General features: G+C 44.4%; 23 protein-coding genes. 15 read left to right on the plus strand and 8 right to left on the minus strand.

Translation table 11 applies throughout. The annotated features are described in order from the left end of the window. Positions 1-12: 12 nt before the first annotated feature. The 5 genes from J2128_RS00205 (at position 13) to rpiA (ending at position 4,120) form a co-directional block, all read left to right on the plus strand. Positions 13-195 carry a 4Fe-4S binding protein gene (locus J2128_RS00205; RefSeq protein ID WP_209688771.1) on the plus strand — a complete coding sequence of 61 codons (183 nt, stop codon included), beginning with the start codon at positions 13-15 and terminating at the stop codon, positions 193-195. Then, positions 179-1,369: an NAD(P)/FAD-dependent oxidoreductase gene (locus J2128_RS00210; RefSeq protein WP_209688772.1), complete on the plus strand. Its 1,191-nt coding sequence runs from the start codon at positions 179-181 to the stop codon at positions 1,367-1,369. The genes J2128_RS00205 and J2128_RS00210 overlap by 17 nt, the downstream gene beginning before the upstream one ends. A 141-nt stretch (positions 1,370-1,510) precedes the next feature. After that, positions 1,511-2,464, plus strand: a complete 954-nt coding sequence (locus tag J2128_RS00215) for an EF-Tu/IF-2/RF-3 family GTPase (RefSeq protein ID WP_209688773.1) — start codon at positions 1,511-1,513, stop codon at positions 2,462-2,464. A gap of 101 nt (positions 2,465-2,565) precedes the next feature. Continuing rightward, positions 2,566-3,300 (plus strand): SIMPL domain-containing protein, encoded by a 735-nt coding sequence (locus J2128_RS00220; protein ID WP_245323228.1) that lies wholly within the window; start codon positions 2,566-2,568, stop codon positions 3,298-3,300. A gap of 130 nt (positions 3,301-3,430) precedes the next feature. Next, positions 3,431-4,120, plus strand: a complete 690-nt coding sequence (gene rpiA / locus J2128_RS00225) for a ribose-5-phosphate isomerase RpiA (RefSeq protein ID WP_209688774.1) — start codon at positions 3,431-3,433, stop codon at positions 4,118-4,120. On the opposite strand, the gene J2128_RS00230 is transcribed toward rpiA, so the two are convergent. Continuing rightward, the gene (locus J2128_RS00230) at positions 4,112-4,489 is read right to left on the minus strand and encodes a helix-turn-helix domain-containing protein (RefSeq protein WP_209688775.1); all 378 of its coding nucleotides are present in this window, start codon (positions 4,487-4,489) and stop codon (positions 4,112-4,114) included. The two genes, rpiA and J2128_RS00230, sit on opposite strands and share 9 nt — an antisense overlap. Positions 4,490-4,622: 133 nt before the next feature. Beyond that, positions 4,623-5,189: a TATA-box-binding protein gene (locus J2128_RS00235; protein ID WP_209688776.1), complete on the minus strand. Its 567-nt coding sequence runs from the start codon at positions 5,187-5,189 to the stop codon at positions 4,623-4,625. 299 nt (positions 5,190-5,488) lie between these two features. Between J2128_RS00235 and J2128_RS00240 the strand changes: the two genes are divergently transcribed. Further along, positions 5,489-7,549, plus strand: a complete 2,061-nt coding sequence (locus tag J2128_RS00240) for an acetate--CoA ligase family protein (protein ID WP_209688777.1) — start codon at positions 5,489-5,491, stop codon at positions 7,547-7,549. A 192-nt stretch (positions 7,550-7,741) separates the two neighbouring features. Here J2128_RS00240 and J2128_RS00245 read toward each other — a convergent pair whose 3' ends face one another. Beyond that, the gene (locus J2128_RS00245; protein ID WP_209688778.1) at positions 7,742-8,056 is read right to left on the minus strand and encodes a transcription factor S; all 315 of its coding nucleotides are present in this window, start codon (positions 8,054-8,056) and stop codon (positions 7,742-7,744) included. A gap of 143 nt (positions 8,057-8,199) precedes the next feature. Here J2128_RS00245 and artA point away from each other — a divergent pair, with 143 nt between their 5' ends. Beyond that, positions 8,200-9,012: an archaeosortase A gene (gene artA / locus J2128_RS00250; RefSeq protein WP_209688779.1), complete on the plus strand. Its 813-nt coding sequence runs from the start codon at positions 8,200-8,202 to the stop codon at positions 9,010-9,012. Here artA and J2128_RS00255 read toward each other — a convergent pair. Then, positions 8,987-9,625, minus strand: coding sequence for a CDP-alcohol phosphatidyltransferase family protein (locus tag J2128_RS00255; RefSeq protein WP_209688780.1), 639 nt, complete (start codon positions 9,623-9,625; stop codon positions 8,987-8,989). The genes artA and J2128_RS00255 overlap by 26 nt on opposite strands. A gap of 230 nt (positions 9,626-9,855) precedes the next feature. Here J2128_RS00255 and J2128_RS00260 point away from each other — a divergent pair, with 230 nt between their 5' ends. Next, the gene (locus J2128_RS00260; protein ID WP_209688781.1) at positions 9,856-10,539 is read left to right on the plus strand and encodes a dihydrofolate reductase family protein; all 684 of its coding nucleotides are present in this window, start codon (positions 9,856-9,858) and stop codon (positions 10,537-10,539) included. A gap of 52 nt (positions 10,540-10,591) precedes the next feature. Continuing rightward, positions 10,592-11,395 carry a signal peptide peptidase SppA gene (gene sppA, locus J2128_RS00265; RefSeq protein WP_209688782.1) on the plus strand — a complete coding sequence of 268 codons (804 nt, stop codon included), beginning with the start codon at positions 10,592-10,594 and terminating at the stop codon, positions 11,393-11,395. A 65-nt stretch (positions 11,396-11,460) separates the two neighbouring features. Here sppA and truD read toward each other — a convergent pair whose 3' ends face one another. Beyond that, a complete protein-coding gene (truD, locus tag J2128_RS00270) occupies positions 11,461-12,735 on the minus strand; it encodes a tRNA pseudouridine(13) synthase TruD (protein WP_209688783.1) in 1,275 nt (424 codons plus the stop codon). Continuing rightward, entirely contained in the window at positions 12,732-13,094 is a 363-nt protein-coding gene (pth2, locus tag J2128_RS00275) for a peptidyl-tRNA hydrolase Pth2 (RefSeq protein WP_209688784.1), read from the minus strand. The genes truD and pth2 overlap by 4 nt, the downstream gene beginning before the upstream one ends. Before the next feature lie 93 nt (positions 13,095-13,187). On the opposite strand from pth2, the gene J2128_RS00280 reads away from it, so the two are divergent. From J2128_RS00280 to J2128_RS00300, 5 genes are all read left to right on the plus strand, one after another. Beyond that, on the plus strand, positions 13,188-14,360 hold the full coding sequence (locus J2128_RS00280; RefSeq protein ID WP_209688785.1) for an NAD(P)/FAD-dependent oxidoreductase: 1,173 nt from the start codon (positions 13,188-13,190) through the stop codon (positions 14,358-14,360). Between the two features lie 15 nt (positions 14,361-14,375). Further along, entirely contained in the window at positions 14,376-14,684 is a 309-nt protein-coding gene (locus J2128_RS00285; protein WP_209688786.1) for a hypothetical protein, read from the plus strand. A 233-nt stretch (positions 14,685-14,917) separates the two neighbouring features. After that, on the plus strand, positions 14,918-16,834 hold the full coding sequence (gene gyrB / locus J2128_RS00290; protein WP_245323230.1) for a DNA topoisomerase (ATP-hydrolyzing) subunit B: 1,917 nt from the start codon (positions 14,918-14,920) through the stop codon (positions 16,832-16,834). Continuing rightward, positions 16,824-19,319, plus strand: coding sequence for a DNA gyrase subunit A (gene gyrA / locus J2128_RS00295; RefSeq protein WP_209688787.1), 2,496 nt, complete (start codon positions 16,824-16,826; stop codon positions 19,317-19,319). The genes gyrB and gyrA overlap by 11 nt, the downstream gene beginning before the upstream one ends. Before the next feature lie 71 nt (positions 19,320-19,390). Beyond that, positions 19,391-20,056: a hypothetical protein gene (locus J2128_RS00300; RefSeq protein WP_209688788.1), complete on the plus strand. Its 666-nt coding sequence runs from the start codon at positions 19,391-19,393 to the stop codon at positions 20,054-20,056. A 163-nt stretch (positions 20,057-20,219) separates the two neighbouring features. On the opposite strand, the gene J2128_RS00305 is transcribed toward J2128_RS00300, so the two are convergent. Next, entirely contained in the window at positions 20,220-20,483 is a 264-nt protein-coding gene (locus J2128_RS00305; RefSeq protein WP_209688789.1) for a UPF0147 family protein, read from the minus strand. 93 nt (positions 20,484-20,576) lie between these two features. Between J2128_RS00305 and J2128_RS00310 the strand changes: the two genes are divergently transcribed. After that, positions 20,577-20,948 carry an Sjogren's syndrome/scleroderma autoantigen 1 family protein gene (locus J2128_RS00310; protein ID WP_209688790.1) on the plus strand — a complete coding sequence of 124 codons (372 nt, stop codon included), beginning with the start codon at positions 20,577-20,579 and terminating at the stop codon, positions 20,946-20,948. Positions 20,949-21,092: 144 nt separating this feature from the next. Here the strand turns inward: J2128_RS00310 and J2128_RS00315 are convergent, their stop codons facing one another. After that, a complete protein-coding gene (locus tag J2128_RS00315; RefSeq protein WP_209688791.1) occupies positions 21,093-23,372 on the minus strand; it encodes a DEAD/DEAH box helicase in 2,280 nt (759 codons plus the stop codon). Positions 23,373-23,375 lie beyond the last annotated feature (3 nt).

Below are 23,375 nucleotides of genomic sequence, written 5' to 3' on the forward strand. Positions count from 1 at the left end.
AAATGGTGTATTATGCTAAGGGTAAAAAGAATTTCCTGCTTCTACTGCGGGACATGTGTAGCCATATGTCCACGGGCGAATCTGGAATTAATAGATTCTTATCTTTTTATAGGTAAGGACTGTGCTGAGTGCGGAATATGTGCAGGAGTATGTCCTGTAGGAGCACTGGAGGTTTTAAATGAAGAGCAGATATGATGTCCTTGTTATCGGCGGAGGCCCTGGTGGAGCCGTTGCCGCAGAAAAAGCCGCAGCGGAAGGGTTATCTGTCTGTCTTGCAGAAAAAAGACCAGCTATAGGAACACCTGTGAGGTGTGCCGAAGGTATAGGAAAAGAGGCCCTGAAGAAGTTTATAGATCCCGATCCGTGTTTTATTTCAGCAGAAATTTCCCGTGCGGCTATCACAGCCCCTGACGGGGAAAGTATGATACTTGATTCTTCAAAATGTGGAAATAAAATAGGATATGTTGTCGAGAGAAAAATATTTGACAGGGAACTTGTCAGGCAGGCTGCCGATTCGGGTGCAGATATTTTACTGAAAACAAATGCAAAAGCTCCTGTTATCGAGAATGGTTTTATAAAAGGTGCATATCTGGAGGGAATGGCTGATAAAATAAGTGCAGATGTAGTTATCGCAGCTGACGGCGTTGAGTCACGCTTTTCCAGAATGTGCGGAATAAATACACTTGTTTCGCCCCGCGAGATGATGTCCGGAGCGCAGTATCTTCTGGCAGGTATTGATATTGAACCGGATATGAATATCTTTAATGTAGGCAACAGTGTTGCTCCAAAAGGGTATCTATGGGTATTTCCAAAAGGAGAAAGCATTGCCAATGTAGGCGTAGGCATACAGGGGCTAAAAAGCGGTGAAGGTCACAGGGCTAAGGACTATCTTGATAATTTTGTAAGAAAAAAATTTCCCGGCGGTAAAATTATCGAATTCATAACCGGTGGAGTGCCGGTATGCAGACCACTGCCCGAGACCGCAGCAGACGGTCTTATGGTTGTCGGAGATGCAGCAAGGGTTGTTGAACCGCTTACCGGAGGCGGGATATACAATGCGATGTACACCGGTGAACTTGCGGCAAAAGTTGCTGTTGACAGTATCTCCGGTGAAGACTACAGCAGAGATTCACTTGGCAAATATGATTCTTTATGGCGTTCTTCACCTATGGGTAAAAGTCTGGAGCAGAATTATCTGATGAAAGAATATTTTGTCACTCTTTCAGATGAAAAATTAAACAGACTTATTCATTCCGCATCAAAAATTGCGCTGAAAGATTTCAGTGTCATTCAGCTTGTAAAAGAACTGGTTCTCAGAAATCCTGAATTAATTATTGAACTGCGCTCTGCGGGTATCTTTATGAATTAAAGTTTCAAAAAAAAAGGTATTTTAAAGGCAGAAGCAAGGCTTCATAATATTTTTTGTTGCACCTGTGCGTCTGGAGTTTTTGTCCTCCTTTAATATTAATGAAAACTCTCATTATCACAAAAAACCTAAATATCAGGCATCATGCCAAATCTAAATGTTGCAATGCTCGGAACTGCGGGCTACGCAAAGAATGTCGGGAAAAAGGGAACAAGCTCTGATATAGTTTTCTACAACCTCAAGAAGGGTGAGGACACCTTAACTATGATTGAGCCGCAGAGGTACCCTGAACGCCTTGCACCTCTGTTCTACTCGATTTCAGCGACTGACTGTGCGGTTATCGTCGTCGATTCTGTGAGCCCGGAATTCGGCGAGACAATCGTTGCTCTTGACTGTGCAAATGTGAAAAAAGGTTATGTCATCTTAAGAAACTACCTTGACAAATCCCAGATTGAGCCTCTTATCCGCGGAACTGTAATCGAGAATTATTCTTTCATAGAAGACGACCCGAATGTCCTTAGAGAAAAACTTTTTGAAGACGCTGCAAAAAAGCCTCACGAAGTCACTGAAGAGCCGGGAATCGTTCCTGTTGACCACCATTTCAACGTAAAGGGAATCGGAACAGTAGTTCTCGGAAACGTGATATCAGGGACTATCAGGACGCATGATAATCTGAAGGTCCTTCCTACGCAGAAGACTGCTCTGGTGCGTTCCATTCAGAAGCATGACGCTGACTGTCCGGATGCATCAGGGGGCGACAGGGTGGGTCTTGCACTGAAAAATATAACTTCGGAAGAGCTTGACCGCGGATACGTTCTTACAGCACGCGGGGATGTAAAAACGGGCGATGAGTTTACTGGAAAGCTGAACATGGTTAAATTCTGGCAGACTCCTGTTGCAGAAGGCATGGTAATACACGTTGGCCACTGGATGCAGTATATATCCGGGAAAATAGAGTCCGTATCCAAAGACCCGAAAAATCCTGACATCTCAATATCACTTGAAAAAGAGCTGGTGTACCTGCAAAACGATATTGCACTTGTTTTTCACCTTGATGCCGGAAAACTTCGTGTTGTCGGCACTATTTCTCTCAACTAAACCCGGAATATCCTTCTATTTTTAAAATACTCTCCCTAAAGACTTCAGATTTTTTCGAAGTCAAAGATAGGGTTAATATAGTTTAAATCCATTTATTGCATATGTCTATCAGAAGCAAACTGGTCATTGCTGTCTTTGTGGTTCTTATCGCAGCGGCAGCATTCGTCGGCAGCGTATCCGCGGCCGATGACGAAAAACTAATCCATGTCTCAGGTACCGGAAAGATTACAACCGACCCTGACCTTGTTGAGATATCCATTGCCGTTCAGACAGAGGATACTGATGGTGTAAAAGCACAGCAGGATAACGCAAACAAGATGAGTACCTGTATTGATGCACTGAAAGGTCTGGGACTTAACGACAGCGAGATTAAAACTACAGGATACAGCATGTATTCCTATAAAACAGATTCAAATTCTCCGTTTGGAGGCGACAAGACGGTATACCGTGTCACAAACACGATTCTTGTGAAGACAGACAGGATTGATGATGCAGGAGATATCATAGATACGGCTATTTCAAACGGAGCGAACAATGTGAATTACATTTCGTTCACACTTTCGGACAGCAAGAGCCAGGAATTAAGAGCGCAGGCACTTGCAAGTGCTGTTGCCCAGGCACGCTCTGATGCAGAATCCGTTGCGTCAGCTCTCGGTGTTCAGATAGAAGGTATACAGAGTGTAGATGTAGGCGGAAGTTCAACGCCTGTGACATACTCCGGGACAAGCTACAAGAACATTGCGATGGACGAGGTTGCAGGAGGCTATTCAACGCCTGTACAGACGGATACAGTTGACGTGACAGCAAGAGTATCAATTGATTACATAATCCGTTAAAATCAAAACACCTTTTTAAAACAATTCCATTTTTTGTACGGCAGTTCAAATGTTTTCTCTTTGGATAAAGAAAAAAAGCTGAAAAGTTTATTTGCCATTTGAAGCGACTAATAAACTACGGTTTTGGATCATGTCCGAAAAAATTTTGAATTCAAAGAAAAATGCAGGCTGTTATGCCGCAGAACTTGTGAAATCCGGTGATGTCGTCGGTCTTGGGACCGGCTCGACCGTATTATATTCAATGGAGCGGCTTTCAGAGAGGATAAAATCGGAGGGTCTGGAAATAAAAGGTGTTCCTACCTCTTTTCAGACTGCATCCAGGGCGAGAGCCTTAGGGATTCCCCTTACAACTCTTTATGACTGCCCGGAGATTGATATTGCAATTGACGGGGCTGACCAGGTAGACCCTTCCGGAAATCTTATCAAAGGGCGTGGCGCTGCGCAGACGCGGGAAAGGTGTGTTGCATCAGCTGCAAAGCGTTTTATTGTAATTGTCGACGAGGCAAAGCTGACACAGACACTCTCTTCACCTGTTCCCGTTGAGGTTATATCGTTTGCACTGCCGCTTTTGTACCGGGTAGTAAAGAGTCTCGGGGGAGTAGTGAAGGTCCGTGAGGGTGTAAAAAAAGACGGGCCTGTAATTACTGATAACGGATGCATTGAGACTGACTGCAACTTCGGTGAGATTGACGACCCTGAAAAACTTCAGACCGGACTGAATAATGTTCCAGGTGTTCTTTCCTGCGGGCTGTTTACTGAATTTCGTGAAAAAATAGTTGTTGTTGTTGGAGATGAGGCCGGCACCAGAATTCTATGCTGACACGATTTCACGGACTTTCTGAATAAGTTTCAGCTGGTTTTCAATCTCTTCCTTTTTATCTGACTCTATTGTATCCACAATGTCTTTAATCGGTTTTGAAAGGCAGTATATCTTTACAGGCCTTCCCTTGCTTTCTGCCTTGCTCTCGCGGTTTTCTATCCACTCTTTTTCGCTGAGTGTCCGCATAGCAATGCTCACTTCAGGCTGTCGGAGGTCTGTTCCACGTTCAATATCTCTCGATGTTGCTTCATTTGTATTCGCAAGGTATACAAGGACTTTGGCTACATTTCTTTTTAGTCCAACATCTGTAAGAAGAGTGGCTAACTCCTCTTCTTTCTCTGTAAAAGTAAGCACTTTTTCTAGTTTCATTATTCTCACCAGAAATTACTCTTAATATTCTGTACGTAAGATATAAATAGATTTTTATCAAAGTACTTGTATTAGTTTTGGAATAAATATTCATTTAAAAAAGGGAGTAATATTTTTTTGGGTTAATTCCCGGTCACTGGTGAATCAGCCCGAGATTTGAAAGGTCTGAAAGAATTTTTATAACTGCTTTTTTTGCATCTTCAGGCTGTTTTCCACCTGTAATTATGAGTTTCCCTGATCCAAAGAGAAGGACAACCACTCTCGGCTCTTCAAGACGGTATACGAGACCCGGGAACTGCTCCGGTTCGTATTCAATTCTGTCGAGGTTAAAACCCACTGCAATTTTGTTGAGGTTTATCGGTGTTCCAAGGTCAGCGGATGTCACGATGTTCTGAATTTTGTATTCCAGTTTTTTCGGAATGTTCAGTTTGAGATCACGAAGCTTGTTGCCGAGAATTTCAAGGCCCTTTGAGAGACTGTCAACACTTTTTGCACCGGTAAGGACTACTTTTCCTGATCCGAAGACAAGTGCCGCAATCTTTGGGTCCTGCATCCTTAGTACAACACCTGGAAACCGTTTCTTGTTGTATTCCGCATCCTTTATTTTTTCATTAATCATCTGGAGATCCAGAGTCTCTGCAACCTTTGCTGACGCAACTATATTTTCTATCTTTAATGACTCTTCGGGGTTGACCTTCATATTTATAAAGTGATTTATATGGTATATAAATAGTTGGGTGTTTCAGGATGGCTGAATTTTAATGGAGGTATTTTTGGATGTAGTCATTTGCTCTTATTCCGGCTTATGTTATGAGAGCATTCTTAATGATTAACAATTACAAAATTTTATCTATAAATTCGTTCAATAACTTGTAAGCAATAGTTAACGAATGAAAATTCGACATTTGTTGAACCTGTATGTTTTAAACATTTATATTATTAAAGCAGCAAAGTTTTGCAGTGGCAGCAGAAAAAAATGCAGGTTATGCGAGGTAAGACATGGCAAGATGGATGTTAAGTGAGTCTGAAGGCTACGATTTCCTTAAAAAATACGACGTTCCTGTTCCGGAGTACAGTATTGTTAAATCTCCGGCTGAAGCAGGCAAGGAAGCAGAGAGAATTGGATATCCTGTCGTAATGAAGATAGTCTCTCCGCAGATACTTCATAAAAGCGACGCCGGCGGAGTTATTGTCGGGGTAAAGAACAATGAAGAGGCGGAAGAGGCATACCGGCAGATAATATCAAATGTTGAAGCCAGCAAGCCCGATGCCGATATAGAGGGCGTAATCGTTGAAGCGATGGCAAAACCCGGTGTCGAGCTTATCATAGGCGGAAACACTGATTCAACCTTCGGTAAGACTATAACCTTCGGTATCGGTGGGACGCTTGTAGAATTTTTAAAAGACGTTTCGATGAGAATTCTTCCTATTGATGAGGATGAAGTCAGAAAGATGGTCCGTGAGATAAACTCCTACAAGCTTATAACAGGATACAGGGGATCTGCACCAAAGGATGAGGAAATTCTTGTCAGGACTATAATGAATGTCTGCCGTGCCTTTGAAGAAACCGATGATTTAAAAGAGTTTGATATAAACCCTCTCAGGCTGTACGAATCAGGGGCATGTGCGGTTGATACAGCCCTTATATTTGACGATGATCATGAAAACGGGGCAGACGGAGATGTTCCTGTTGATTTAAATATTTTTGATCCTAAATCAATTGCCGTAATAGGCGCATCCGAGACACCCGGAAAGATGGGTTATGCGGTCATGCACAAGCTCTCTACTTTCCCCGGGAAACTCTATCCTGTAAACCCCAAAAGGGACGTCATTATGTGTTTCAAGACATACCCGACGATTCTTGATATACCTGAAGATATTGATATGGCAGTTATCACGGTCCCTTCTTCTCTTGTTCCGGGAATTATGGAGGAGTGCGGTAAAAAGGGCGTAAAAATAGCGGTCGTGATTACGGCCGGCTTCAGGGAGATGAACGATGAGGGCAGAAGACTTGAAGAGGATACCGTCTCTATTGCAAAGAAGTACGGGACAAGAATCGTCGGTCCGAACTGTCTTGGAATAATCAACCCGCACAAGGGGTATGATACGACATACGTACAGAGGTCTCCTGCGCCGGGAAGCATAGCATTCCTGTCACAGAGCGGCGCTATCGTAAATGCAGTCGTTGACTGGAGCCTGACGCATAATATAGGGTTTTCAGTGGTGGTGTCTGTCGGAAACCAGTCTGATCTCAATTTCTTCGATTACCTGCGGTGGGCCGAGTCAGACCCTAATACCGAGGCTATAATCATGTATATCGAGGAGATAAACCGTGGCAGGAAGTTCCTTGACCTCGTGTCAAGGATTTCAAAGACAAAACCCGTTGTTGCGATTAAATCGGGATCTTCAGAGCGCGGACGCGCTGCTGCCGCTTCCCACACCGGTTCTCTTGCAGGAAGCTATGAAGTATACATGGAAGCGTTCAGGGAGTCCGGGATATTAAGCGTCACAAATCTCGAGGATGCATTTCTTGCAGCAGAGTTTCTGTCCCACAACAAGCAGTACCCTAAGGGCAGACGGGCAGTCATCGTGACAAACGCCGGTGGTTTTGCAGTTCTTTCAAATGACTACGCTGAACGTTACGGCGTTGACATTATTGACCTGCCAAAGGAGGTAATAGAAGAGATGGACCAGTTTCTTCCGCCTTTCTGGAACCGCGGCAACCCGATTGACCTTCTCGGGGATGCAGACGGGGCAAGGTTTGCAAAGACTTTCAATGTCCTTGCAAAGCACGATGACCTCTGGGACATCTGTATGGTCATAGGCTTCCCGAACCTTGTCTTGACGTCAGAGCGTTTTGCAAAGCAGATTATGATGCTTTCGGAGTCAACAGAAAAAAGAGTAGTCTCTGTCCTTATAGGCGGAGCGGAGATGAACGGAGGCCGTGAGATCCTCAGAGAGAACAAAGTGCCCCCGTTTGAAGAGCTTGAGACTGCATTCCGCGTTGTGGGAAGAACCCTTCAGAGCAAATATCGCGTCAAAGGCGTAGGTCTTCTCTGAATAAACGAGTTAAATTTAATTTTTCCTATTCTTTTTATTCTTCAGACGTTTGTGTTTTGTATTTTTTATTAATTTTCAATAAATCGCGTTGATTATGGATTTTTGGAGGATTTTCAGGCAGAAGAAAGAATCAACTGATAATATTTCAGATCCATATAAAAATAAAAAAGGCGAATGAAATTTGAAGTTTTCTCAGTCGTATTCACGCCACGTGTGTTTGCACTTTGTGCAGCGGAAAAAGCGGACTTCACTTTCATCAGCAGAACGGAGCTGGCGCAGCCACCATTCAGCCTTATCATTGCCGCATTCCGGGCATTTTACGTTTATTGTCGGCAGTGTCGTCATGTTTTGATCACCGTCAACAATTATAATTTCCCTTTCAACCCTCTGGTCTGTTTTAAGAAGCTGGGATTTGTCTGTAACGTCCTGCTCATAACCGCATTTTGGACATTTCAGCTTTCCACCAGATGATTTTAGCATGCTTTTGCATTCTGGACAGAACATCATCGTTTATAATATTGTTATCTATTTGATTAATTCTTATGGATTGTACCTTTACAAAAAAACCTTATAACGGCTTTAAAGTATATTTAGGGTTTGAGAACAGGGACATCTGGTTTCATAAGGCAGAACAAAAATAATACTATACAATGGAAGCCATTCTGGTATTTTTGTCTGCCGTTGCATTTATAGCATTTCTTGTTTGTCCCGGCAGCAAAAGAAATTATTTCGCCGCATTTGGATGGATAGCAATAGTTTTGTCCATAATAATTGACATCCCCTATTACATATATGAAGAGAATAATTTTATGTATCCTGTGCTTGGAATACTCGGACTGCCTTTTTTGTATGTAACGGTCCCACAGCTCCTTGAAGGCAATAAATACGTAAATTACCTGAGCCGGGGGGCGGCAATAGCGTTTCTGATATATCTTCCGTTTGCCTATATTCCCGGTGCGGGGGACTGTCTCATAGCAGTCGTGACTTCCCAGGTTTATGCTGTGGGAAGTTTTCTGGGTCTGCCTTTCAGTCGTATTGCATGGAATATGCTTGGATACAATGGTTTTTCCGTAGAAATCATTCTGGCGTGTACAGGAATCCAGAGCATCGCTATAATGCTTGGACTTGCATACTGCGTTCCTACGACGTTCCGGCAGAAAGTGCTTTCATTTCTTATAATAGCCCCGGTAATTTACATACTGAACATCTTCAGGAATGTCTTTGTGGTTGCAGCCTATACAGGGCAGTGGTTTCAGTTTCTGCCTGAGATTGCGTCCAACGGAGAGCTCGGTTATGAAAGTTTTTTCTGGGCCCATAACGTAATGGCAGAACTTGGTGCACTTGTATTTTTGATTATTCTTGCACTTGGTCTTTTTATGGTAATCCCGGGCCTTGGTGATTTTGCAGACGGTCTTATAAAACTGTATACCAAAAAGCTCAAAGGTGTCTGTAAAGGTAAATGATTCTCTGCAGTGCCGAGAGATTTGTGCAGACTGCGATGATTACAACGGCAACCGGCATATATATTATTCCTCCGGCAACCAGAAAGAGTATGGTCTCTGGTCTTCCGAAAAATCCGACTCTTTCAAGCGGGTCGTCTATTTTTCCGTCCTCTCTTTTTTCGAATCCCACCTCTGCATATGTGACCGGTTTTATGAACGTGTTCATCAGGGAGCCTATTATAGCAAAAGCAACGACGGCAAAGTCAAGGGTATACCCGTTAACACCATTTATTGAGATATAAGGGCTTATTATTGCTATTCCGGAAAGAGCTACTCCCAAAAGTACAATACTGTCAACGTACTTGTCTACTATCCAGTCAAAGACAGCACCAAATTTGCTCTCACGGCCGGTTTTTCTTGCGACAGTTCCGTCTACAAGGTCAAGGACGGCGGATATTACAAGAAATACCGCACCGGCCCTGAAAAACCTGATAAAGAAAAGATACGCCGTAATAAGTCCGGCAATAAGGGACAGGGACGAAATCATATTCGGCGTTATTTTAAGTCTTATGAATATATCTGCAAGAGGCTCAAGGCATCCGATAAATTTTGGTCTTAGTGCAGTAATATTCATGTTTTATTTATATGCAGCCCCTTGCATAAAGATTTCACTAAAATTTCCTGTAAATGCATATGCAAATTGGTTTTGATATGTTCTGTTAAACTCTTCATCAGACATAAAGCGCTTTTTTTAACTGTTCTTCAGTGGCATATTAATAATATAAAAAACCAAAAATTGTTCCGAACCGCCGGGGCTAACTTCTTTTATTATAACGAAACAATAAACCTTAAAGAAAGATTGTCATGAAAACAGAATATAAAAGACCTCATGTAATGATAATGTCAGAGATAACTGTTGACGGAAAACTGACATTAAAAAAGGGTGCTTCAAGCAAAATCCTTATGAAATACATGGATCCAAAAACCGATATCCTTCTGCATAAGACAAGGGCCGAATATGATGCCATAATGGTAGGTTCCAATACAATAAGAATCGATAATTCATTTTTAACAGTACGATACGTAGAGGGGGAAAACCCGGTAAGGGTTATCCCGAGCAGTATGGGTGATATACCGCCTGAATCAAACGTTTTGGGAAAGGATGCGAAAACAATAATTGCAGTGTGCAAAAAAGCGCCTCAGGAGAGGGTGGACGCCATTTTAAAGAAAGGCGCCGAGGTTTTGTTCTGTGGAGAAGACAGGGTGAGTCTTCCTCTCCTGATGAATATTCTGGCAACAGACTACAATATAAAGACCCTGATGGTTGAAGGGGGTCCGACGCTGAATTATTATATGCTGCAGGACAGACTTGTTGATGAAATAAGACTTATCCATCTGCCGTTTATAGTTGGAGGAGCAGATACGCCTTCTCTTGTTGGCGGAATGCATATAGACTCGGAGGAGGAAATGTTTCATCTGGCCCTCAAAGAGTACTATATGTGCGGCTCCAATCTTGTAACCGAATACGACGTAAACTATAGTGAATAATACAAAATGCCCGGGAAAAACGGGGTTTAAATAGAAATAACGGAGAATCTGAATGTCATGGCTTGACAGGGAAATACTACTGATAGATAAAAGAAAACAGCGTAAAAACGGCTGGAAATGGTTTGCGGCAGGGATTATTGTTGCAGTCATTATTTTCGCAGTTGTAACCCTTTATCCATACACCCATGATGAGGGTGTCAAAGTAATATATATCGAAGGAACTCTTACTACGGGAAATGCATATGACGGTGAGTACGCCGGAAGCGAATATATAGGCGGACTTATCAGGTCTGCAGCAGACGACCCGTTAACGTCAGGAATAGTGCTTAGAGTGGACAGTCCTGGCGGCTATCCCGCAGCTGCACAGGAGATAATAGAAGATCTCGAGTACGCAAAAAAGAAAAAGCCGGTTGTTGTTTCAATGGGTGAGATGGCGACTTCAGCCGCTTACTATGTGAGTGCCTATGCGGACAGGATATTTGCAAATCCGGACACTATCACGGGGGGAATAGGCACGATATCAACCTTTTATGATAACAGTGAGTCGCTTGAAAAGGAAGGTGTGTCGGTATCAGTTGTAAAGTCCGGGGATATGAAGGATTTGGGCTCGACCTACCGCAATATGACTGAGGAAGAACACAATTATATGCAGAATCTGGTTGATGACAGCTTTGAGCTTTTCATAAGCGACGTTTTGTCCCAGAGGCAGAATATCAGCAGGTCGGATGTGGAGGAGGCGCAGATTATACGCGGTGAGAACGCACAAAAGCTTGGCCTTGTTGATGAAATGGGAAACCTTTACGATGCAATAGATTATGTCAAAAATTATGACATTAAAACAGGCGGAAGCAACTGAAAATCCTTCTGCTTAAAATCCGTAAGGGTGGCTGAAAAAAAAATAATTACTCTTTTTTTGTTTTTTTATGCCATATCCTTTGGATCTGCCTTCATAATTTCACGGCAGACCGTTGTTGCGTAATGCCCCGGCGGGAGTGTAAATTTCAGGTTAATGGTATCACCGCAGACAGAGCTGTTTAAATCTGTTTTAAGATCAATTGCCCTTGAGGCCCCGGTAAATCTTGCACCCACGAAAGATGATATGTTTTCGTAACCTTCCTTTGAGATTCTAAGTTCATCCATTATTGACAATGCGTATCTGTCCATGGCGCCGGTTTCACTGAAGTCTTCAGACCCGGGCATGTATATTGCGACTGAGCATTTCCCGCGTCTGGTGTGGATTTTTGCTGTCTTCAGGGTGCGTTCTGTCACGACGTCCTCTCTTCCGTCTGAAAACAGAAGCCTGTCGCCTGTTTCAGGTTCAAAAATATTCCCGTTCCCTGTTTCAATTCTCATGCTGAGTGTCCTGTTGAACATGTAGGACTGAAAGGCGCTTACAAACATCGACAGAAGTTTCGGTGGGATTGTCAGAAGGGCCCCTTTGTAGTCTTTGGGCTTTTCTATCAGGTGATGAAGAATTGCTCTTTCGTAGTGCATATTTACAGGCATAAGGTCAAGAGCCTCTCTCGGGTTCCGTGTCTCCTCAAACACCTTACGTGCATTCCGTGTCTCCTCTCTTTCATCCCTGCAGGGATATCCTGCATATTTCATCACCGCATCTTCAAAGTCGCCTTTTAGCATGGCAATCCCTACAAGGTGCGATACAGGTCTGAGCGTCCCGAACCTCTGTATCCCGTAGTAGTTGCACAGACCGGTCTTCGCAGCGTCACTGCATTCTTCAAGGACTTCGGGGAGGTTTTCTTTGGTGCAGTCGCAGATGTTGATGTCAAAAGAGTTTCCTTTCAGGTCTCCCAGGGACATCTGCTGTCTTGCATACCCCAGGGGCTTTAACTCAATGTCTTTCAGGTGAACCCTGTCAAGGTCTTCGGCCTTTATACCGTATATTGATATGAGCTGTTTTGTCTCCGCACGTTTGTCCTTAGTCCCCCCCCAGGAGATTCTTTTGTGGCTTATTCCAAGCCTGTTTGCAATCTCTTTTACAGCACGCTGAAGCTCCCAGTTCGTCTTGGAAAGTTCACATATAAGGTGCGGCCCTCCGGTAAGTTTTATGTCTGCAAAAATTTCGTTTACTTTGAAATCCCCGGGAGTTTTTCTTAGAATTCCCCCGCAACCCGGTTTGTCCGTAAGGTAGTATTCTATTCCGAGAAGTCTTTCCGTTTCATATGGGCTTTTAATCATAGTAACGCGAGTGTACCTGTAATTTTATCAAGGTCTTCTGATTTAGCAGGACCCAGTCCAAGCGCCGTAACCGTTCCGGGTTCGACTTCAGTCATACCTGCGTCGGTTATAAGGGCGGTCGAAATGCCGGCGGTCTCGGCAAGAGTTTTCAGTTCATAGAGTTGTTTTAGTGAGTCGGCCTTTAAGGCGACTTTTTTCATACCCTCATCGAACCATTTTTTCTTAGTTGCCTTGTCCGCATGTTCATACGCTGCAACTGCCGCATGTGCCAGCTGGGCGCATTTTTTTCCGCAGGACATTTTGATGTCGTTTCTGATTATAAGACACTGCTTGAATTTAAAATCCGGCGTTTCTTTCATCGTATGGATACCTGTTTGTTTTTAAACCGGAAAAACTGTTTCCACTGAACTGATGGGTTTATACTTTTTAGTGATAAATTCTGAAGAAGAACAATGTACGATGTCGTTGTTGCTGGTGGAGGTCCTGTTGGCAGTTCAGCCGCACGTTTCTGCTCGGAAAAAGGACTTAAGACACTTTTGATAGAGGAACATGCAGGTTTCGGGAGACCTGTACAGTGTGCAGGGCTTTTGAGCAGAAAGGCATTCTTAGAATGCGGTGTTTCGGAAAGGTCTGTTTTAAACGAAGTTTCAGGCGCACGAATCGTATCAGGACTTAAAACTGATCTTTTTTTCGATGCGAAAAAGACAATGGCATATGTCGTTGACCGCAGCGCCCTTGACCTTGAAATGGCCCAGAACGCCGCGAAGGCAGGTGCCGATGTTCTGCTTAAGACGTCTGTTACGGGGTTTCGGGACGGATTTGTTCTGACAACCGGTATTAACGGGAAAAAGTCCGTCAGGTGCAGGATGGTGATTGCAGCTGACGGGCCGAGGTCGGTTTTCACGAGGTTTCTCGGTATGAAAAGGGCGCCTGTTTTTTTATCCGGTATTCAGGCGGAAATATTTGCTGACAAACCCCCGAATATTGTTGAACTGCACCCTTATGCATCTCCGGATTTTTTTGGGTGGGTAATTCCCTCAAATGACAAAGCCGCAAGAATTGGCCTGTGCGGAGAAAGAGACGTTTACAAAAGATTTCTGAGGTTTTTCGGCCGGTTTGAAGGCTCTAATATACATCTTGTAACAGGAACGATTCCCATAGGGGTTATGCCGAAAACATACGGGAACAGGGTTTTATTCTGCGGTGACGCCGGAGGTTTTGCAAAACCGACGTCAGGCGGAGGCGTTTATACCGGCATACGGACAGCAGTGCATGCTTCGGATACGGCACTGAAATGCTGTGAAAGAGACAATTTTTCGGATTCCTCTCTTTCCGGCTATGAAAGGAGCTGGAAAAAGGATATAGGTCGTGAACTTGCCTTTGGCATGACCCTTTTTAAAATGAGGAAAAAAATTTCTGACAAGACTGTGGAAAACCTGTGCAGTTGCATGAATAATCCTGAAATAATCGATGAGATTGTTAAATACGGCGATATGGACAGGCCACGTGAGGTTATAAAGAGAATGGTGCTCAAACCTTCCGTCATGAAGGCCTTTGGCGGTGTCGCAAAAGCGGAACTATGTGACCTTCTGATCGGATCGACAGTCTTAAAAAAAAGAATGTAATACATGAAAACTGATATGGTTAGTCAGTTTGGAAGGGGATTTATAACCAATATTATGTTAATATCAAAGCATGTCGGTCTGCCGCCTGAAAGGGCATGGGTGGGACTTGCCGACCACATGACCGAGGCTGTTCTTCCCGACGCCTTTAAGGGGACAGAGGTTGACGAGCTGTTTTCGCAGCTCAGGCAAAAGATAGTGTGGCACCAGAGCGGTCTTATGGACGCAGATGACCTGGAAGGGGTAAACAGGACTTTAAAAAGACTTGTCGTTGCAATAGACCGTGAACTAGGGGTCTCCGACCCGTCTGTTGGTAAATACGACTAAGGTTTTTTCTGCCGGGGACTGTTTTTATGCAGGCCTGACAATAATAATACTATTTACCGTTTAATCCTGTATACATGGAAAATCAGGATTGATTTAAGTGGTAGTAGACCCAATAATATATGTGTATTTTAGTCCTGAATATGTACTGTTTTTCAAAGAACAAAAATTCCTGAACTGCGCTGGTTTATCTGCATATTTCAGGTATACAGGCTTTAAGTCCGGGGGATATTAAATTGCCAGACGATTGTTACGATGCATCACATATTACGATTCTGGAAGGCCTTGAACCTGTAAGGGAAAGGCCTGCAATGTACATCGGAAGCACTGACGCCCGGGGTCTTCATCATCTTGTTTACGAAGTCGTTGACAACGCGGTTGATGAGGCGCTCGGCGGCTATTGTGATTATATTTCAGTTAAAATCAACAGTGACGGTTCATGTACTGTTCGTGATAACGGCAGGGGTATTCCGGTTGACGAAATGGATGACCAGAGTGGGAAAAGCGCACTTGAAGTTGTCCTCACAGTTCTTCATGCCGGAGGAAAATTTGACAAGAACACTTACCAGGTGTCAGGAGGTCTTCACGGAGTGGGTGTGTCGGTCGTAAATGCGCTCTCTGAATATCTTACCGCCGAAGTGTACCGTGACGGAAGAATATATGAGATGTCCTTTCAGAGGGGCTGTCTTGTCAAAGGCCTGACCTCACGTAAAAATGCCCACAACGACGGTTTTGACCGCGGGACATTTATTACATTCAAACCTGACGCCCAGATATTTGAGACTGTGACCTTTGATTATGATGTCTTAAGTCACCGGATGCGTGAACTTGCATTCCTTAACAAAGGTTTAAGAATAGATATTTCCGATGAAAGAAACGGGTACAGCGATTCTTTCTGTTACGAGGGGGGGATATCCGAATTTGTAAAGTATCTTGTTGCAGGAAAGGAGACTGTCCATCCTGACGTGATTTATCTTACGACAAACGACCCGTCAAACAAGGTGGAGGCTGATGTAGGGCTCCAGTATTCTCTTACATACTCTGAGAATGTCCTGACATTCGTAAACAGTGTCAACACAAGAGAGGGAGGTACGCATCTCGAGGGTTTCAGAAGCGCTCTTACACGTGCCATAAACAAAGCTGCCAAGGACAACAACCTTCTCAAAGGCATAGACTCTCTTAAGGGGGAGGATGTCCGTGAGGGCCTTAATGCCGTAATCAGCATAAAGATTGCAGAGCCACAGTTCGAAGGCCAGACGAAGATGAGGCTTGGAAACAGCAATGTAAAGGGAATAGTAGATTCGCTTGTCTACCAGTCCTTATCAGACTACTTCGAGGAGAACCCCAAGGTAATCCAGGCGATTGTCGAAAAGGCCCTCGGTGCTGCAAGAGCAAGGGAGGCGGCCAGAAAGGCAAGGGAGCTTGCGAGAAGAAAGAGCACTCTTGAAGGAAGCGGTCTGCCCGGAAAACTCGCCGACTGCTCTGAGCGTGACCCTGCAAAAAGTGAAATATATATCGTGGAAGGAGATTCTGCAGGGGGTTCTGCAAAACAGGGCCGTTCACGCCTTACCCAGGCTATACTTCCTCTCAGGGGAAAAATTCTCAACGTTGAGAAGGCTTCTCCGCACAAAATCCTGAAAAATGCTGAAATTCAGACGCTGATATCCGCAATCGGGTGTGGAATAGGTGAAAATTTCAATGTTGAAAAGGCACGTTACCACCATATAATCATGATGACGGATGCTGATGTGGACGGTGCACATATCTGCACCCTTCTTCTGACGTTTTTCTACAGGTACATGCCCCAGCTCATAGAAAACGGCTACATCTACATAGCCCAGCCTCCTCTTTACCGTGTTTCCAAGGGAAAGAAGGAGGTTTACGCTTTCCGTGAAGATGAGATGAGAAAACTTATTGAAGAGTTCGGGGAGAAAGGGACGACAATCCAGAGGTACAAGGGTCTTGGTGAAATGAACGCTGATCAGTTGTGGCACACCACGATGAATCCCGAGTCACGCGTATTAAAGCAGGTTGATATAATGGATGCAAGCTACGCGGATGAGATATTCACAAAGCTTATGGGAGACGATGTGGACGCAAGGCGCGAATTCATTTACCGCCACGGAAAGGAGGTGACAAACCTTGACATCTGATAATTTTGCATTTGGCGAAAGAAGAGTTATTCCTGTAAATATCGAAGAGGAGATGAAGTCTTCCTATATCGATTATGCGATGTCTGTAATCATAGGGCGTGCACTTCCTGATGTAAGGGACGGACTGAAGCCTGTCCACAGGCGTACTCTGTATGCGATGGGCGAGATGGGAAACACCCATGACAAACCGTTTAAAAAGTGCGCCCGTATCGTGGGAGAGGTCATGGGTAAGTATCACCCGCACGGTGATGCCTCTATCTATGATACGCTTGTCAAAATGGCCCAGCCTTTCTCATACAGGCATACTCTCGTCGAGGGGCAGGGAAACTTCGGTTCCATAGACGGTGACTCTGCTGCTGCGATGCGTTATACCGAGGCGAGGCTTGACCCCGTATCGGAGGAGATGCTTGCCGACATCGACAAGGACACAGTCAACTTCGGCCCGAATTTTGATGAATCATTAAAAGAGCCGCTTGTCCTTCCTTCAAAGTTCCCGAACCTTCTCGTCAACGGCTCGGAAGGTATTGCGGTCGGGATGGCAACGAAGATGCCCCCGCACAATCTCGGTGAAGTATGCAGTGCCATCTGTGCAACGATTGAAAAGCCGGATATCTCCCTGGCCGAAATTATGGAAAAGATTCCCGGCCCCGACTTTCCGACAGGCGGAATCATACTCGGGCGCAGTGGCATAGTAGATGCCTATTCCGGGGGAAGAGGCAGAATCCGTGTTCGGGGAGTTGCAGATATAGAAGAGGGAGGAAGCGGCGGCAAAAAGGACAGGATAATTGTCACCGAAATTCCGTACCAGGTAAACAAGTCAAGACTTATCGAGCAGATGGCTGACCTTGTAAAAGACAAAAGGATTGACGGGATATCGGACCTTCGTGATGAGTCGGACAAGGACGGTATACGAATAGTAATCGAGCTTAAGAAAGGGATTGTGCCTCTTATAGTTTTAAACCAGCTCTTTAAGCATACCGCTCTTGAGACGACGTACGGAGTGATTAACCTTGCAATCGTTGACAACCAGCCCAGGTACCTTAATTTAAAGGAGCTTATCGGTGAGTTCCTTAAGCACAGAAAGGAAGTGGTCTTCAGGAGGACTACTTTTGATATAAAGAAAGCTGAAGAGAGACTTCACATATTAAAGGGACTTTTGCTTGCACTGGACAACATTGACGCCGTTATAGCAACAATCCGTGGCTCTTCCACGACAGAAGAGGCTTCCGAGAAGCTCATCGCGAATTTCGGCCTGGACAGCCTTCAGGCGGATGCAATTTTGAAAATGCAGCTCAGAAGGCTTGCGGCACTTGAGCAGCAGAAAATAATCGATGAAAGAGACGGCATCTTAAAAGAGATTGAAAGGCTGAAATCCCTTATTTCAGACGATACCCATATCTTCGCCGAGATAAAAAGGGAGACAGAAGAACTGGGTGAAAAATATTCCGATAAAAGAAGAACAGTTATAACAGCGGATGCCGGAGATTTTGAAAAGGAGGACTTAATTGAGAACAAACAGGTCCTGATTTCGCTGACTTCCGATAACTACATAAAATCGATGCCTCTTGACACCTACAAAGGCCAGCACCGCGGCGGACGCGGTATTGTGGGCATGACGACAAAGGAGGAGGACTTTGTCAAAAATATTTTTGTGGCCTCTACCCATGACTATCTCCTGTGCTTTACGTGCTCGGGACGCGTCTACTGGCTGAAGGTGTATGATATTCCGGAAGCTACAAGACAGAGCCGGGGCAAAGCGATTGTGAACCTCTTAAATCTCAACGATGAGAAGGTCACGGCGGTAATTCCGGTGTCCGAATTTGCAAGCGACAAATACTTCCTGTTTGCGACAAGGACAGGAATGATTGTGAAGATACCCGAGGACGAGTTCTCAAGGCCGCGTCAGACCGGAATAAATGCAATCACGCTTCGTGACGGTGATGAGCTTGTTGATGTAAGGGAGGTCAAAGACAAAGGAGAACTTGTTCTTACAACGAGATTCGGCCAGAGTTTAAGGTTTGATCTTTTAACTGTCCCGTTGAGGCACAGGAATGCCCTTGGCGTCAAAGGAATCAAACTCCGCTTTGAGGACGTTTTGCAGGACATGACTGTTGTCGAAAAAGACCATCTGCTGACGATAACCGAAAAAGGTTTTGGAAAGAGAACCGATTTCGATGAGTTCAGGGGTCACGGCCGTGCAACGATGGGAGTGAAGAACATCCAGGTCGACATTTCAGGGGGTGTCGTCTCCTCAAAGGCGGTAAACGACAGCGATGAGGTAATCCTTATGAGCAGGTCAGGGATTGTCATTAGAACGAAGGTCTCCGAGATCTCAATACAGAAACGCGGGACACGCGGTGTACGTATAATGAAACTTGATTCGGGCGACAGCGTTGTCGGGTTTGCAATACTTGAGGCAGTGGATGAGGACCCTTCAGGCGACGAAGATTTGGATAGTCAGACTGCCCTTTTAGAAGGGGAATAATCCTTTTTTATCAATATTTTAAAATTTTTGCATTTCGTTAAAAGGGAGTATTATTATATTAAACACTCCTAATGGAAATCATGGATAAATGGAAGATCTTCGCAGTGATTATTGTAATTGCGGTAATTGCATGCGGCGGGTATGCAGTCCTGAAATATTACCCGAATCTTTTGTGCCTTAAAAGCCCTGTCAGCCAGGGTGCCGGAGGAAATACTTACATTACGTACCAGGTTTCGGCAACCGAAACGCCGGCGGTGCCAGGTGAAGGCACCGGTTCAGAAAACGGAGAATCCGGTGGTGTTACGTATATTCATAACGGTGAAATCTACTCCTCACCTTCCGCCATAAAAAGCATGGACCTTTATGCCGAACCGGTAGACTGGGATTCCGATCCGGGTAACGATGGTATTGTAATACATTTTAATTTCTATGACGAATACGGAAGGAAAGTTGTCTTTTATGATTCCAGTATTTCCTGTACTGTTATTCTTCTTTCACCGCAGACTGACACTCTCATGCGTACGGTAAGCCCGAGGAAAGTTTTGTATATGGGCTATACAACGATTACAAGCTCTGATCAGGGTGAAGGGGGTCCTCTTGCAGGAATACGCGTTGCATACAGTGATATCAGTTACGGTGAATACACAAGAGGAATCGGCCAGATAAAGGTCTCGGCTTCACTTCCGACGGGTGGAATTGTTACTGGTCTTGAGACTTACCTGTATACGAAGAATTAAATTAATTCTTATTTATTTTTCGGTATCATTCTAAAGGAACTGTGAAACTGAAATTTTAAAAAATGAACTGAGTTAAATTTTTTTATTAAAATAATTTTTTTAGCAGAATTAACTGTATTTTTACTTATTTCGAAAATCCAAAACCTTTAAATGATTAGCCTCTTTAGTCAAGGGGCAGTGTCTCAAGCTTTGATGCGAGCTGCCATATGCGTGTTCTTGCGTGAACAGGCATGTTCGGGTCGTTTGAAATTTCATCTATAAGCGATATGGCTGTTGCTGCACGAAGACCCAGCTCCTGTGAATCGTTCATGAGCACTTTTTTTGTTTCTTCCGCAACTCTTCTTATATTTTTAGGTATTGTCGTGTCATCCATGATTCCTGAAAGCATCTGGATGCAGTAATTTATAGTCTTCTGGGTATCTTCCACTTAAAATCACCATCCTATTATTAATTTAGGTGCCGGCATATATAAGATGAACGAGAAAAGTTTAGTGGTATCATGAGGAATCCTGAAGATATTATGGCCGATTCTCTGCTTAAAGGCGGAAAAATGCTTGATAAAACCTGCCCTGAATGTGGTTCTCCCCTGTTTACGGTGAAGGGAGATACCTTCTGTGTAGTTTGCAGGGAAAACAGGACGGAGAATAAGCCCGCGCCAAAAAAAAGCGGAACGGATGGTGCTGAAAAAAAATACGAAGCGCACACTGAAGAAAAAAGGCAGGCAAAAGAGCCTTTGTGTGTGTCCGATTCAAAACTGTATGATGAGGTGAAAAGCGCAGTCATATCACTTTGCAGGCGTGCAGAATCCGAAAGCAGGCCCAAAGACTGCCTCTGCCTTATGAAATCGGTAAACGAGGGGATAGATGCACTGCTGAAACTGGAAAAAATGTGATGAAAGGACTTTCCTGAAGTTTAATGCAAAGAATGCGTTTTTTGGGTTTGGACTGAAGAATCTTTGGGAAAATCCGGAATAAATAATATTTTCAATATGTTTTAGATTTTTTAACTGCAGTTATTGCAGGCACCTAAATACTAATTAGTATATCTGTCTGGATATTTCATAAATTTTACTGGCCGTTTTTTCACCTATTCCGTCGACTGCCTTTAATTCCTCCTCTGATGCTTTGATTATATTTTCAAGTGTTCCAAAGTTTTCAAGGAGTATCCTTGCGTTTTTAAGTCCGGTTCCGGGAAAAGACGAGAGAATGTACTCAAGGGCTTCACGTTTTGTTTTGTATGACTTGTGAAAGTGCGGAGATTTGGCGCCATCACTGCTTCCCTCCTCCCTGTTTGCAATCACAAAAAGCATATCCGCGGTCTCTTCGGGAGTTTTCGTGTAAAAAATACTTACCCCCATTCCTATTGCTATTGCAGAGAGAGCTCCCCTTACAGCGTTCGGGTTTACATCACGCTGGGAGTAGAGGTCGTCTCCTTCAATTATCAGGACAGGTTTTAGCACCGAGTCAGCCATCCTTTTTATCTGGCCTATAAGGTCACGCTCAACGAGAGTGTCCATGAAGTCCCGTGTAGTTTTTCTTTCGACGACTATCCTGTCACCGATTGCATAATCGCCGTTTTCAAGCCTTTCCAGTGATATTGCGGCGCCTGAGTTGTGAAGGCATTCGACGACCCTTGAAGAGCTTTCCCTGTCGTCTGCTATGATATAAGGCCCGCTTTGCGGGAAAGCCGGTGCATCGAATTTTTCCGACAACGTAGCCTGGCCCTGCGGGTTTTGCCGGATTTCGTTTAATGTTGTTATGTTGTTTTCCAGGGCGTTTTTGGTGAGGCCGGAGAGGTTTAGGATTCCTTTCTTCATTGACCTTTCCCGTCCCCTGCTGACGTAGGTGAACGTCTCGTCCAGTGTGCCTTTCGTTACAAGGACGATTATGCTGCCGCTTCCATGCCTTCCTGTACGGCCTTTTCTCTGGATGCTCCTGATTTCGGAGGGGACGGACTCATAAAATATAACGAGGTCGGTTGAGGGGACATCTAAGCCTTCCTCTCCTACTGATGTTGCTACAAGGACCCTGAAGGCTCCTTCACGAAATTCCGACAGTGTTTCGATCTGCTTTTTCTGGGAAAGCCCTTTTGCCCTGTCCTTTGAAGCCTGCCCTATAAAATGTCTTGCCTCGATTCCTTTATCCGATATATATTTGCAGAGGAGTTCTACTGTGTCGCGGTAGTTTGCAAATATTATTATTCTGCTTTCGGGAGATTCGGTCAGCTGGTTTTTTACTATCTGGTATGACGTCTCAAACTTCGGGAGCAGTTCACCCTCCCATTTGTCCGATTCGCTGACAAGATTTACAAACAGAGAGTCGTGCGCCAGTCTTTTGCTTGCCTTTGTCCCGGATGAGTTCATACCCTCGGCCGTGAGTTTGTTGAGGTAAACTTTAAGGATTTCGCTTCCCTGCGACTCTGCAAGTGTAATTGCATGCCGGATTTTCATAATCTCGGCGTGTATGGATGCGGCAGTGTAGGCGTCCCTGTTTCCTGCCTGAATATTTCTCTGAATCTGTGCATTTATCCCGTTTAATGCCGTCATTGAAAGTTTATCCGGTGACGGAACGATATAACCGGCTGAACCGAGGACCGAGAGGCGCTGTTCAAGGAGTTTTTTAAGAGTAATCCTTGCAAACTCAAGTTCTGGCGGAAGCTCTATGCCAACGTATTTAATCTCACGTTCGTGAATATACGGCCTTACGTCAGAATCAGTTTCTGTCCTTGTCTCGACTGTCCGGATGAAGAGGTTATTGCAGACTTCCATCAGTTTTTCTTCTTTGCTGCCTGGGGATGCAGTCATGCCAAGGATCAGCGGGTTTTGTGCGGTCTTCATGTATTCAGCTGCTATGAAAACGTATGCATAATTTCCGACAGCCCTGTGGCATTCGTCGAATATCACAAGAGAGACGTCCTTTAAGGAATAACGCCCGGCAATTATGTCATTTTTTATGACCTGCGGCGTTGCGAGTATTATATCTGCCGCCCCCCACATTTCAAGCCGTTTTTCAGAGTCGGTTTCGCCGGTAAACATAGCAAAACCGTCCTGGGCGCTGTTTTCAGGAAGGATTATCTTTTCGCTGAAAAGTTTTTTGTGCTGGTCAACAAGCGGCTTTGTGGGGGCAAGGACAAGGACCCTGCCTTTGCATGACTTCAGCCGCATTGCAGAACAGAGAAGAGCAATTGCAGTTTTTCCAAGACCTGTCGGCAGGACGACAAGTGTGTTTGACTCAACCGCATGAATAGCTATTGACAGCTGGTACTGTCTCTCTTCAAGACTTTGAGGTTTTATAAGGGGATGGGTGATGTATTTCATCTG

The organism is Methanomicrobium sp. W14 (genome assembly GCF_017875315.1).
Classification (GTDB): domain Archaea; phylum Halobacteriota; class Methanomicrobia; order Methanomicrobiales; family Methanomicrobiaceae; genus Methanomicrobium.

Bases quoted from the DNA above. Each gene is read 5' to 3' on its own strand.
- J2128_RS00205 (WP_209688771.1), top strand. From the start codon at position 13: ATGCTAAGGGTAAAAAGAATTTCCTGCTTCTACTGCGGGACATGTGTA.
- J2128_RS00210 (WP_209688772.1), top strand. From the start codon at position 179: ATGAAGAGCAGATATGATGTCCTTGTTATCGGCGGAGGCCCTGGTGGA.
- J2128_RS00215 (WP_209688773.1), top strand. From the start codon at position 1,511: ATGCCAAATCTAAATGTTGCAATGCTCGGAACTGCGGGCTACGCAAAG.
- J2128_RS00220 (WP_245323228.1), top strand. From the start codon at position 2,566: ATGTCTATCAGAAGCAAACTGGTCATTGCTGTCTTTGTGGTTCTTATC.
- rpiA (WP_209688774.1), top strand. From the start codon at position 3,431: ATGTCCGAAAAAATTTTGAATTCAAAGAAAAATGCAGGCTGTTATGCC.
- J2128_RS00230 (WP_209688775.1), bottom strand. From the start codon at position 4,489: ATGAAACTAGAAAAAGTGCTTACTTTTACAGAGAAAGAAGAGGAGTTA.
- J2128_RS00235 (WP_209688776.1), bottom strand. From the start codon at position 5,189: ATGAAGGTCAACCCCGAAGAGTCATTAAAGATAGAAAATATAGTTGCG.
- J2128_RS00240 (WP_209688777.1), top strand. From the start codon at position 5,489: ATGGCAAGATGGATGTTAAGTGAGTCTGAAGGCTACGATTTCCTTAAA.
- J2128_RS00245 (WP_209688778.1), bottom strand. From the start codon at position 8,056: ATGATGTTCTGTCCAGAATGCAAAAGCATGCTAAAATCATCTGGTGGA.
- artA (WP_209688779.1), top strand. From the start codon at position 8,200: ATGGAAGCCATTCTGGTATTTTTGTCTGCCGTTGCATTTATAGCATTT.
- J2128_RS00255 (WP_209688780.1), bottom strand. From the start codon at position 9,625: ATGAATATTACTGCACTAAGACCAAAATTTATCGGATGCCTTGAGCCT.
- J2128_RS00260 (WP_209688781.1), top strand. From the start codon at position 9,856: ATGAAAACAGAATATAAAAGACCTCATGTAATGATAATGTCAGAGATA.
- sppA (WP_209688782.1), top strand. From the start codon at position 10,592: ATGTCATGGCTTGACAGGGAAATACTACTGATAGATAAAAGAAAACAG.
- truD (WP_209688783.1), bottom strand. From the start codon at position 12,735: ATGATTAAAAGCCCATATGAAACGGAAAGACTTCTCGGAATAGAATAC.
- pth2 (WP_209688784.1), bottom strand. From the start codon at position 13,094: ATGAAAGAAACGCCGGATTTTAAATTCAAGCAGTGTCTTATAATCAGA.
- J2128_RS00280 (WP_209688785.1), top strand. From the start codon at position 13,188: ATGTACGATGTCGTTGTTGCTGGTGGAGGTCCTGTTGGCAGTTCAGCC.
- J2128_RS00285 (WP_209688786.1), top strand. From the start codon at position 14,376: ATGGTTAGTCAGTTTGGAAGGGGATTTATAACCAATATTATGTTAATA.
- J2128_RS00300 (WP_209688788.1), top strand. From the start codon at position 19,391: ATGGAAATCATGGATAAATGGAAGATCTTCGCAGTGATTATTGTAATT.
- J2128_RS00310 (WP_209688790.1), top strand. From the start codon at position 20,577: ATGGCCGATTCTCTGCTTAAAGGCGGAAAAATGCTTGATAAAACCTGC.
- J2128_RS00315 (WP_209688791.1), bottom strand. From the start codon at position 23,372: ATGAAATACATCACCCATCCCCTTATAAAACCTCAAAGTCTTGAAGAG.